This is a genomic window from Blautia argi (genome assembly GCF_003287895.1).
GTDB classification, from domain to species: domain Bacteria; phylum Bacillota; class Clostridia; order Lachnospirales; family Lachnospiraceae; genus Blautia; species Blautia argi.
On sequence record NZ_CP030280.1, the window covers coordinates 1759369 to 1771610 of the forward strand.

Consider the following 12242-nt stretch of genomic DNA (forward strand, 5'->3'; position numbering starts at 1 on the left):
GGAGAAAAGACATGTTAGCAGCAAAAGAAGAGATTCGGATTGAACAGGCAGTGGTACATATTATGGATTCCTCTTTGGGAGTTCCTGTATTATCAGATACCCTTTTAGACTGTGGTTCTGATTTCGCGGATTTTCTGAAAGCCCACATTTTCAGAATCGATACCAGCGATGATATAAAAAACTGTACCTTTGAAGAAGATTCATCTATTTTCAGACTGATAGAGAAATGGACACCGGAAAGCTTTTTAGAAAATTCCCAGAAAATTGCCACAGAGCTGTATACCCTGATGAATCAGAACATTGAAATACCTGCGGCGGACTTGCTGGTAGTGGAATATTCTGTAGAAAAGCACCGCTATCTTGCCCTTTTAAAAATGAATTACAAAACCTCGTACACCCATCTGACCAATGCAGATCCTTGGGGAAATAACAATGACATTATTATGCAGAAGGCCATTTTACCGGGAGAAACTCAAAAGCTTTCAGAAGCAGCGCTCATAGATTTGTCTTCTCCTCAGTATGTGCGTCTGGTAGAGAAAAAGTATGAGGTAAATGGAGTAAAAACCAATTATTTTTCCAAAATGTTTTTAAAGTGTAAAGGCTCTCTGTCCTCTAAATCAAAGCTTGCGCTGGTAAGCAAGGCAGTGACTGAAGTGCAGAAAAAGTATTTTCATGAATCCGAGCAGTTTGAAGTGCAGATGGAAACCAAAAGCATTTTAAATGAGGAATTTACACAGCAGGGAGGTTTTACAGTGCCGGCTGTTGTGGATAAAATTTTTAAGGATCACCCGCAGATGAAGGAAGAGGTACAGGAAAAGCTGGAAAAGTACAATCTCACAGAGGCTACCGTAGAGCCTCAGAATCCTGCCACCACCAGAAAATTCACTGCCCAGCATTTAAAAACTGATACCGGCATTGAGTTGAAAATTCCCATGGAGGAGTATAACAACAAAGACCGTATTGAATTTATCACCAATCCGGACGGAACAATTTCTGTATTAATTAAAAATATAGGAAACATTGTGAGCAGATAAAATACAAATACATGTTGAGCTTCTGAAAAAAACATGCTATAATTACCTGTAATTGCCCCTTTAAAGTCGTTAAACATCAACGTTTTAATGGGAGAAAGAATCAAAAAAAGAGGTAACGAAAATGGAAAAAGAAAGAGAGAAATTTTCGTCCCGTCTTGGCTTTATCCTGATTTCTGCAGGATGTGCCATCGGACTGGGAAATGTGTGGAGATTTCCTTACATTACAGGTAAGTACGGCGGTGCGGCGTTTGTGCTGATTTATCTGTTTTTCCTGCTGGTTCTGGGTCTGCCTATTATGGTTATGGAATTTGCAGTGGGAAGAGCAAGCCAGAGAAGTATTGCCACCTCCTTTAATGTATTGGAAAAGGAGGGAAGTAAATGGCATATTTACCGGTACTTCGGCATGGCGGGAAATTATCTGTTAATGATGTTCTATACCACCATTGGTGGCTGGATGCTGTCCTATTTCTTTAAAATGGCAAAGGGAGAGTTCCAGGGACTGGATATTACAGGGGTAACCCAAACCTTTGATACTTTACGATCCGATGCCCCTACTATGATCTTCTGGATGCTGATGGTTGTTGTTCTGAGTTTTCTGGTATGCTCCATGGGACTGCAAAGTGGTGTAGAGCGTATTAACAAGATTATGATGGTAGTGCTTTTGCTTCTTATGGTAGTATTGGCAATCAATTCCTGCCTTTTGCCCGGAGCAGGAGAGGGTCTGAAGTTCTATCTGGTACCGGATTTTAACAAGCTGGTAGAAAACGGAATTTCCGAGGCAGTGTTTGCTGCTATGGGGCAGGCATTTTTTACCCTCAGTCTGGGCATCGGCGCACTGGCGATTTTCGGAAGCTACATAGGAAAAGAGAGAAAGCTTACAGGAGAAGCTGTCAATATCCTGGTGCTGGATACCACGGTGGCTTTAATCGCTGGTCTGATTATTTTTCCGGCATGCTTTGCCTTTGGTATCAATCCGGGAGAGGGACCGGGACTGGTTTTTGTCACCCTGCCCAATGTGTTTAATGAAATGCCCGGCGGAAGACTCTGGGGCGCTCTGTTCTTTCTGTTTATGACCTTTGCAGCCCTGTCTACCATTATTGCAGTTTTCCAGAATCTGATTTCCTTTGCACAGGATTTGTGGAACTGGAGTCTGAAAAAAGCTGTGCTGGTCAATGGAATCGCCGTGTTTGTTCTGTCCCTGCCCTGCATTTTCGGTATGACCATCTGGAGTGATTTCACAATCCTGGGAAAACAGATCATGGATTTTGAAGATTTCCTGGTAAGCAACAACATGCTGCCTCTGGGTTCTTTGGTATATCTGTTATTCTGTGTCAGCCGCTATGGCTGGGGCTGGGATAAGTTCCTGAAAGAGGCAAATACAGGAGAAGGGCTTTCCTTCCCCAAAAAGCTGAGAGTTTATCTGACTTTTGTGTTGCCTTTGGTGGTATTTTATATCTTTATCCAGGGATACTGGAGTCTTTTTCAGAATTTATAGAAAAAAGCAGCTTTTTCCGGCAGAGAAGTGTGTTCCTTTCATGCTTCTCTGCTTTTTTTCTCAGTTTTGGAAAAATTTCTTGAAATCACAGGACTTTATGGGTATACTTAAAACAAAGCGGTATCCTATACCGCGGCGGGAGAATCAAGAGATAAAGGAGCTTAAAAAATGAAGAGAATATTACTGAAATTAAGCGGTGAAGCACTTGCCGGACCGAAAAAGACCGGATTTGATGAAGCAACCGTTATGGAAGTTGCAAAGCAGGTAAAGGTGCTGACAGAGGAAGGTATTCAGGTAGGTATTGTCATTGGAGGAGGAAACTTCTGGAGAGGACGTACCAGCGAGAATATTGACCGCACAAAGGCAGATCAGATAGGTATGCTGGCAACCGTTATGAACTGCATTTATGTTTCAGAGATTTTCAGAGCAGCGGGTATGAAGACCAGCGTGCTGACCCCTTTTGAGTGCGGTTCTTTTACCAAGCTGTTTTCCAAAGACCGTGCAAATAAATACTTTGAAAGGGGTATGGTTGTCTTCATGGCAGGAGGAACCGGACACCCTTATTTTTCTACAGATACGGCCACTGTACTTCGGGCTGTTGAGATTGAGGCAGAAACTATTTTTCTGGCAAAAGCTGTAGACGGTGTATATGACAGTGATCCGAAAACAAATCCGGCTGCAAAGAAATACGATGAAGTCAGCATTCAGGAAGTCATTGATAAAAAACTGGCTGTTGTAGATATGACAGCATCTATTTTATGCATGGAAAATAAAATGCCCATGCTGGTCTTTGGCTTAAATGAGGAAAACAGCATTGTAAATACTGCTCACGGCAATTTTACAGGCACAAAAGTTCTGGTATAGAACTTGCATAGACAGAATAATTTCAGGAGGATTAAAAGATGGCAGACGAAAGAATACAGGTATATGAAAACAAAATGACAAAAACACTGGAAGGACTGACAAAAGAGCTGGTAACAATCCGTGCAGGACGTGCCAATCCGCATATTCTGGATAAGCTGACCGTAGACTATTACGGAACGCCAACTCCCCTTCAGCAGGTAGCAAACATTACGGTTCCGGAAGCCCGTATGATTCAGATTCAGCCATGGGAAGCATCTCTGATTAAAGAAATCAGCAAAGCAATTATGGCATCTGACCTGGGATTAAATCCAAACAGCGACGGAAAGATTATCCGTCTGGTATTACCGGAACTTACAGAAGAACGCAGAAAAGAACTGGTAAAGGACGTTAAGAAAAAAGGAGAGGCTGCAAAGGTAGCTGTCCGCAATGTCCGCAGAGATGCCAACGATGCCTTTAAAAAGCTGGCAAAACAGGACGTATCTGAAGACGAAATCAAAGAGCTGGAAGAAAAAATCCAGAAGGTTACAGATAAATTTGTAAAAGAAATTGACAAAGCAGTAGAAGAAAAATCCAAAGAAATTCTGACTGTATAGAACAAGGAAGGGTTTGTCACACAAAACAGCAATCAGAAATCCCTATGCTTTTGTGTGACAGCCCCTTTTATGCGTAGGAGGAAAAATCATGAAGGTTCCCAATCATGTGGCCATTATTTTAGACGGCAACGGACGCTGGGCAAAGGCAAAGGGCATGCCCAGAACCTATGGGCATATCAAGGGCTGCGAAAATCTGGAAAAAATCTGCAGCATTGCCAAGGAACTGGGAGTAAAATATCTTACTGTATACGCTTTTTCCACGGAAAACTGGAAACGCTCCAAGGAAGAAGTAGATGGATTGATGAAACTGTTTCGCAATTATATGAAAAAATGCATCAAAATTTCTGCGGAGAACAAAATGCGGGTGAAGGTAATTGGCGACCCAACCGCTTTTGACAAAGATTTGCAGCAAAAAATCCGGGAGTTAGAAGAATATTCCAGCCAATACGACGAACTGCACTTTCAGATTGCCCTGAACTATGGAAGCAGAGATGAAATCAGAAGAGCTATGCAGCACATGGCAGAAGATGTGAAAAAAGGCATACTTTTGCCGGAAACAATTACAGAGGATACGGTTTCCTCTTATCTGGATACCGGCGGTCTTCCTGACCCGGATCTTTTAATCCGTACCAGTGGAGAGGAACGCCTTTCTAATTTCCTTATGTGGCAGCTTGCCTATACGGAATTTTATTTTACTGACGTGCCGTGGCCGGATTTTGACAAACCGGAATTTGAAAAGGCCATTGATAAATTCAATCACAGAGAACGCAGGTACGGCGGTGTAAAGGAGGAATCACATGTTTAAAACAAGACTTTTAAGCGGCATTGTTCTGGTTATCATTGCCGTACTGTCTGTTGCGGCAGGAGGACCTGTGCTGTTTGCAGTGCTTCTGGGTATTTCCCTGGTTGGAGTAAACGAACTTTACCGCGCCATGGAAGTACATCAAAAAGGATTCGGTCCTCTGGAAATCGCAGGCTATGCAGGTACAATCCTGTACTATATTTCTCTTTTGTGGAACAGAACAGAAGATTTATCCGTTATGCTCATTCTCTTCACTCTGGTGCTGATTATGGGGGTGTATGTTTTTTATTATCCCAGATATCGGGCAGAGCAGATTATGGCAGCGCTTTTCGGTGTGATTTATGTGGCAGTTATGCTGTCTTATATTTACAAAACCAGAAATCTGGAAGGCGGCGCATGGCTGGTAGGACTGATTTTCTTAAGTTCCTGGGGAAGTGATACCTGTGCTTACTGCGTGGGAATGCTCATTGGAAAACATAAAATGGCGCCGGTATTAAGCCCGAAAAAATCTGTGGAAGGCGGCGTAGGCGGTGTCCTAGGCGCAGCCCTGTTAGGCGCTTTATATGCCTTTGCCATTACAGGCGTAAACCCGACTGATGGACACACACCTGTGATGTATGCCATTATCTGTGCCATTGGCGCATTGATTTCCATGGTAGGAGATCTGGCAGCATCTGCCATTAAAAGGAACAAAGAAATCAAAGACTACGGAACACTCATTCCGGGACACGGCGGTATATTAGACCGTTTTGACAGTGTGCTTTTCACTGCGCCGTTTATCTATTTCCTGGCGAGTGTGCTGATATAGAGATAGTATAAAGAGGAATTTGTTATGAAAAAAATTGTAATTTTAGGCTCTACAGGTTCTATCGGAACACAGACGCTGGATATTGTGAGTAAAAACGAAGATTTACAGGTAGTAGGAATTTCTGCCGGCCAAAACATTTCCATGCTGGAAGAGCAGATTCGCCTCTTTCAGCCGCGACTTGCAGCCGTGGGTGACGAAGAAAAGGCAAAAGAGCTGAGGGAAAGAGTCCGCGATACCAACTGCCGGGTAGTCGGCGGTATGGAAGGACTCTTAGAGCTTGCGGTTATGGAAGAAGCAGAAATACTGGTTACTGCCATTGTCGGCATGATTGGAATCCGTCCCACCATGGAAGCCATAAAAGCAGGAAAAGACATTGCCCTGGCAAATAAAGAAACCCTGGTTACAGCAGGGCATCTCATCATGCCCCTGGCAAAGGAATATGGGGTAGAAATCCTGCCTGTGGACAGTGAACACAGCGCTATTTTCCAGTGCTTAAACGGAGAGAAAGAAAAGACCATTGACAAACTTTTGATTACTGCTTCCGGCGGTCCTTTCCGAGGAAGAAAACGTGCAGATTTGGAAAACATACAGGTGGAGGATGCCTTAAAGCACCCCAACTGGGCTATGGGGCAGAAGATTACCATTGATTCGGCAACCTTGGTAAATAAGGGTCTGGAGGTCATGGAAGCCAAATGGCTCTTTGGGGTGGATTTAGACCATATCCAGGTAGTCGTACAGCCCCAAAGTGTGATTCATTCCATGATACAGTTCACAGATGGCAGCATTATGGCGCAGCTTGGCACACCAGATATGCGGCTTCCCATACAGTATGCCCTGTACAGGGGAGCGCGCAGATATCTGGACGGGGAAAGGCTGGATTTTGCTGCACTTGGCTCTATCACCTTTGAGAATCCGGATATGGAAACCTTTAAAGGACTTCCTCTTGCTATAGAGGCCGCAAAAAGGGGCGGTTCCATGCCTACGGTGTTTAATGCCGCAAATGAAAAAGCAGTGGCATTATTCCTACAGAGAAAAAATCCAGTTTCTGGATATTTATACCATTATTGAGGAAGCTATGGAAAACCATCAGGTGATTTCCAATCCTGCCGTAGAAGATATACTGAAGATTGAACAAGACGTATACGACAGAATTGAAAGCAGGTGGTAGGTTGAAGATTTTAATTGCGATTATTGTTTTTTCTGTTATTATTCTCTTTCATGAACTGGGGCATTTTCTTCTGGCAAAGAAAAACGGAATTAAGGTTCTGGAATTTTCTCTTGGTATGGGACCAAGACTTTTATCCACAGAAAAGGGAGAAACACGATATTCTCTAAAGCTCTTTCCCATTGGCGGCTCCTGTATGATGGCGGGAGAGGACGATGATGATACCAGCGAAGGTTCTTTTAACAATGCCTCTGTCTGGGCAAGGATTTCTGTGGTAGCGGCAGGACCCATATTCAACTTTCTTCTTGCCTTCCTTTTTGCCATGATTATTACCAGTGTAATGGGGTATGACCCGCCGGAGGTTTTAAAGGTTACAGAAGGATCTCCTGCCTGGGAAGCAGGCCTCCGAGAGGGAGATTTAATTACAGAGTTTCAGGGAAAAAAGATTGTGGTTGGAAGAGATTTGGACTCCTATATGACCCTTCATGGGCTTCAGGACGAACAGATTTCTCTTACCTATAAGCGGAACAAGGAGGAGCATGACATTACCTTTCGCGCGGACAGCGAAACAAGGTATATGCTGGGCTTTCACTATGCAGCAGAGGGAAAACCTGAAATTCTTCAGGTTATGCTGAATAGCTCCATGCAGAAGGCAGGAGTGCAGGCAGGAGATATTATCCGGGAAATAAACGGTGTTAAAATAGAAGACAGCCAGGAACTGATGAGTTATCTAAAGGAACACCCTCTGGATGGCGAAAAGGTCAGCCTGGGAATTGAACGAAACGGAAAGGTGGAAACCATTGCCGCCAAACCGCAGATGACAAAGCAGATTGATTCTGGATTTGTATATAATATTTATCGGGAAAAGACCAACTTCCTGGGAGTTCTTCGCTACAGCGTCACAGAGGTGCGCTACTGGATTTCCACTACTGTTGAGAGTCTGGCTATGCTTATAAAAGGGCAATTTACGGTAAATGACCTTTCCGGTCCTGTGGGAATTATTGAAGTTATCGGAGATTCCTATGAAGAAGCAAAGACAGGCGGTGCAGTAATGGTATCCATGCAGATGCTGTACTGGGCAATTTTGCTGTCCGCAAACCTGGGAGTTATGAACCTTCTTCCCATTCCGGCTCTGGACGGCGGCAGGCTGGTCTTTTTGCTTATTGAAGCTGTACGTAAGAAAAGGCTGAATCCCAATGTAGAAGGCATGATACATTTTGCAGGCTTTATGCTGCTCATGCTGCTTATGGTCTTTGTTATGTTTAATGATTTCAGGAGATTGTAAGAAACAGAAGAATTATGAATAAGATTTTAATGTATATACTGGCGGCAGGAGTGCTTTTGGGCGGCATTGACCAGCTTTCAGGGAATAAGCGGGGATATGGGAAATGTCTGGAGGAGGGCTTTATGCTCATGGGGCCTACCGCGCTGTCCATGGTGGGCATGCTGTGTCTGATTCCTCTGATTTCTGCAGGCTTTCGCAGCTTTATTGTCCCGTTTTTTTCTCTTACCGGTGCAGACCCTTCTGTACTTGGAGGACTGCTTGCCATTGATATGGGCGGTTATCAGCTTGCAAAGGATCTGGCAGAAAATCCTGTTGTGGGAAGCTACGCCGGAGTGCTGATTTCTGCTACCTTTGGCTGTACCCTGGTTTTTACCATTCCCGTAGGGATGGAAATTGTGGAAGAAAAGGACAGAGGAGCCTTTGCAAAGGGTATTCTTACCGGGCTTGCCGCGCTTCCGGCAGGACTTTTGGCAGGCGGGCTTTTATGTGGGCTTTCCTTTTTGGAAGTGTTTTGGAACAGTATGCCAATTTTTATTCTGTCCCTTTTGCTTGGTCTTGGATTGAAATTTTTCCCGGACGGTATGATGACAGGTTTTCGGATTTTTGCAAAAGGTATGAAGCTTTTGATTACACTTGGTCTTCTCTTAGGTGCTTTGTCCTATTTTTTGAAGCAAAATTTGATACCAGGGCTTGCACCTATTGAAGATGCTTTGGCAGTTGTGGCTTCCATTGGCATTACCATGCTTGGCAGTCTTCCGCTGGCAGAATTTTTAAGACGTCTTATGCGTAAGCCCTTCCGAAAGCTGGGTCATCGCTTCGGCTTGAATGAAACCAGTGTGTCCGGATTAATGATTGGCATGGTAAGCCCTATTCCGCAGCTTACCTCCATGAAGGATATGGATTCTGTGGGAAAAGTGGCGAATACTGCTTTTTCCGTAAGCGCTGCATCGGCGTTGGCAGCCCACGCAGGTTTTACACTCAGTGTGGAACCCAATATAGTGGGGGCACTTCTGACAGCGAAAGTGACAGGTGCATTGGCTGCACTTGCGGCTGTATTGCTTCTGCAGAAGAAAAAAGAAGTAAAGAAACGATAAAACATGGAATACCATTCTTTGCAAAGCTCCTGAGTGGCTGAAGTAAAGAATGGTATTCCGTTTTTAGTTTTTTGCTTTTGAAGTTCCTGCAGGGGTGTTTTTTAAACAAGTTCGGCGATTCTGGTAACACCTACATAGATATCCTGAATTTCATACCAGGTAGGGTAGTCAACAACTCCCGTAGCCGGAAGCCCGAAAATTCGCTGAAATTCCCGTACCGCATTTTGGGTAGCCTCTCCGTAAATGCCGTCTGCGTTCACAGAGGGAAGGGCTGGATAGGATTTACTGATAGCATTTAGCTGCTCCTGTATCTGACGAACCTTGCTGCCGGAAGAACCGATATCTAAGGGCTGCCCAGGCCAGGAGGCAGGAATACCTGAAATTTCCTCTGCGGCATTGATATACATGTTGTCCCCGTAGAAATTCCGCAGGATTTCAATAGCAGAGTAGCCCTGATCCCCCAGGTATTTGGATCCCCATTGTGTCATCCAATTTGGGCACTGCACCCTTTCCCCGTCGCAATACTGGGTAAGAATCGGCTGACGCACTCCGGGGCGGGAAAGATAATTGTCAAAAAGCTCATCGACTACTTCAGAAATACTTTCAAAGACGTTGCGTCCGTGTATCCATTTGTGATCAAAGGCAGTAGAGGAGGTAATGGTAAAGTCGTATCCCTTGTTCCGGTACCACTCTGTGTAAACCCGGTTCAAGGTAAAGGACATAATTGCCAGCACATTTGCCCGTATAGTATCTTTCGGCCAGGTGGCATAAATTTCACTGCTTGCAACATTTTTAATATAGTCACGATACCGAACATAATAATCCTTTGCTGATGGATTGGTTGGAACTCCGTCGTGTACCACCACATATTCCGGAACGACTACCCGGCTCAATACGATTTCTCCGGAAGTGTTCATAGGCTTAATTTCTTCTTCCGGGATTTTGGGTGGGTATTCTCCATAAAGGGTATGCGCAGGAATGACAATATCTTCAAAGGAATTTTCCGGTGTAGAGGGATTCATCACAGCCCTCTGGACAGCGGTAGACTCCGGCAGGATTTCCGCTCCGGAAATATCCAGATTTTCAAAGCCATCTCTGGAAATTCGGATAGTATATTCCGAATAAGGCTGATACTCCGATGGCGCCATGCTATATTCCAGAGGTGGAGCAGGAAGTGTCAGTTCTGGAATCATACCGCTCGCATCGGTTTTCACCTCTTCAATCACAGAATTCGGTTCCCCGGAATAGGAAATGGTAACCGTGGCGTCTTCAATGGGCTGATTTCTAAGCGCAGATACTACGTAAAGACGGAGCTTTCCCTCATCTGTTTCTTCTGTCTGTGCTGCTTTTAAGGGAGGTATATACATAATAAGACCTCAGTTTTTTCATTGCTTTAGTATATGCAGGAAAAAATATCCGGATAAAAAGATTGGAAAAAAATCCATAATTTGTTGAAATTTTCTCCAATTCGCGATAGAATAGCAATAGATGTTATGCAAAAGCAATAAGCAAGACAGAAATGAGTAGGAGATAAGCTGTCAGATAGAAAGGGAATCCCTTTTTTCTGGACAGCTTTTTTATTCCGCAGGAGGTACAGGATATGGCAAAATATGTAATGGCATTGGACGCAGGAACCACCAGTAACCGATGCATTCTGTTTAACAGAAAAGGAGAAATTGTAAGCTTTGCCCAAAAAGAATTTACACAGTATTTTCCAAAACCGGGCTGGGTGGAGCATGATGCAAATGAAATCTGGTCCAATCAGCTTGGGGTAGCAGTGGAAGCAATGCAAAAAGCAGGGGCCGAGGCCGAAGATATTTCTGCTATCGGCATTACCAATCAGAGAGAAACGGCTGTCGTGTGGGACAAAAATACAGGAGAACCCATATATCATGCCATTGTATGGCAATGCAGAAGGACCTCAGAATACTGTGATTCCCTGAAAGAAAAAGGGTTGACGGATGTTTTTCGTAAAAAAACAGGGCTGATTATTGACGCCTATTTTTCCGGAACAAAAGTGAAATGGATTTTGGACCATGTCAAAGGAGCCAGAGAAAAAGCTGAAAAAGGCGAGCTTCTTTTCGGAACCATTGAAACATGGCTGATCTGGAAAATGACAAAAGGAACTGTACATGTAACTGATTATTCCAATGCCTCCAGAACTCTGCTTTATAATATCAATACGCTGGAATGGGATAAGGACATTTTAAAGGAGCTGGATATCCCTGAATCCATGCTGCCAGATGTGAAGCCCTCCAGCTGTATTTACGGCGTAACAGACAGCAGCTTTTTCGGAGGAGAAATTCCCATTGGAGGGGCAGCAGGCGATCAGCAGTCCGCACTTTTCGGTCAGGCGTGCTTCTCTAAAGGAGATGCCAAAAATACTTACGGAACCGGCTGCTTTCTCTTAATGAACACAGGAGAAAAACCGGTCTTTTCCGAAAATGGTCTGGTAACTACCATTGCCTGGGGCTTAGACGGAAAAGTCAATTATGCCTTAGAGGGTTCTGTATTTGTAGCAGGAGCAGTAATACAGTGGCTCAGAGATGAACTGCGGCTAATTGATTCTGCCGAGGATTCGGAATATATGGCACGAAAGGTAAAAGACACCAACGGCTGTTATGTAGTTCCTGCTTTTACCGGACTTGGGGCACCCTACTGGGATCAGTACGCAAGAGGAACTATTGTGGGCCTCACAAGAGGGGTAAATAAATGTCATATTATCCGTGCTTCCCTGGAATCTCTGGCCTACCAGGTTCATGATGTGATTGAAGCCATGCAGGCAGATTCCGGTATGGAACTCAATGCCCTGCGTGTGGATGGAGGCGCCAGCGCCAACAATTTCCTGATGCAGGCGCAGGCAGATATGATACAGGTTCCAGTAAAGCGTCCGGTCTGTGTGGAAACTACGGCAATGGGGGCTGCCTATCTGGCAGGTCTTGCGGTAGGATACTGGCACAGCAAAGAAGAAATTATGGAAAACTGGAGTGTGGACCAGGTGTTTGTACCGGAAATTACAAAAGAAGAGCGGGATAGAAAATCAAGAGGCTGGAAGAAAGCCGTAAAATGCGCTTACGGCTGGGCAAGAGAGGAATAGAAAAC

The 12242-nt window shown here is 44.4% G+C and carries 10 protein-coding genes and 1 pseudogene; 10 read left to right on the top strand and 1 reads right to left on the bottom strand.

Annotated features, from left to right (window positions below):
* Positions 1-11 precede the first annotated feature (11 nt).
* The 9 genes and pseudogenes from DQQ01_RS08590 (at position 12) to eutH (ending at position 9140) form a co-directional block, all read left to right on the top strand.
* Positions 12-1034 carry a nucleoid-associated protein gene (locus DQQ01_RS08590; RefSeq protein ID WP_111919682.1) on the top strand — a complete coding sequence of 341 codons (1023 nt, stop codon included), beginning with the start codon at positions 12-14 and terminating at the stop codon, positions 1032-1034.
* 121 nt (positions 1035-1155) lie between these two features.
* Positions 1156-2529, top strand: coding sequence for a sodium-dependent transporter (locus DQQ01_RS08595; RefSeq protein ID WP_111919683.1), 1374 nt, complete (start codon positions 1156-1158; stop codon positions 2527-2529).
* A gap of 168 nt (positions 2530-2697) precedes the next feature.
* Positions 2698-3393 (top strand): UMP kinase, encoded by a 696-nt coding sequence (gene pyrH / locus DQQ01_RS08600; RefSeq protein ID WP_111919684.1) that lies wholly within the window; start codon positions 2698-2700, stop codon positions 3391-3393.
* 38 nt (positions 3394-3431) lie between these two features.
* Positions 3432-3986, top strand: coding sequence for a ribosome recycling factor (gene frr / locus DQQ01_RS08605; protein ID WP_111919685.1), 555 nt, complete (start codon positions 3432-3434; stop codon positions 3984-3986).
* Positions 3987-4074: 88 nt separating this feature from the next.
* Complete coding sequence (locus tag DQQ01_RS08610) at positions 4075-4791, top strand: undecaprenyl pyrophosphate synthase (protein WP_111919686.1); 717 nt, start codon at positions 4075-4077, stop codon at positions 4789-4791.
* Positions 4784-5596, top strand: coding sequence for a phosphatidate cytidylyltransferase (locus DQQ01_RS08615; RefSeq protein WP_111919687.1), 813 nt, complete (start codon positions 4784-4786; stop codon positions 5594-5596). The genes DQQ01_RS08610 and DQQ01_RS08615 overlap by 8 nt, the downstream gene beginning before the upstream one ends.
* Positions 5597-5620: 24 nt before the next feature.
* Positions 5621-6764: pseudogene (gene dxr, locus DQQ01_RS08620) on the top strand (1-deoxy-D-xylulose-5-phosphate reductoisomerase).
* A gap of 1 nt (position 6765) precedes the next feature.
* Complete coding sequence (gene rseP, locus DQQ01_RS08625; protein WP_111919688.1) at positions 6766-8046, top strand: RIP metalloprotease RseP; 1281 nt, start codon at positions 6766-6768, stop codon at positions 8044-8046.
* 14 nt (positions 8047-8060) lie between these two features.
* Positions 8061-9140 carry an ethanolamine utilization protein EutH gene (gene eutH / locus DQQ01_RS08630; RefSeq protein ID WP_111919689.1) on the top strand — a complete coding sequence of 360 codons (1080 nt, stop codon included), beginning with the start codon at positions 8061-8063 and terminating at the stop codon, positions 9138-9140.
* A gap of 101 nt (positions 9141-9241) precedes the next feature.
* On the opposite strand, the gene DQQ01_RS08635 is transcribed toward eutH, so the two are convergent.
* On the bottom strand, positions 9242-10507 hold the full coding sequence (locus DQQ01_RS08635; protein WP_111919690.1) for a peptidoglycan-binding protein: 1266 nt from the start codon (positions 10505-10507) through the stop codon (positions 9242-9244).
* 233 nt (positions 10508-10740) lie between these two features.
* Between DQQ01_RS08635 and glpK the strand changes: the two genes are divergently transcribed.
* Positions 10741-12237 (top strand): glycerol kinase GlpK, encoded by a 1497-nt coding sequence (glpK, locus tag DQQ01_RS08640; protein ID WP_111919691.1) that lies wholly within the window; start codon positions 10741-10743, stop codon positions 12235-12237.
* Positions 12238-12242 lie beyond the last annotated feature (5 nt).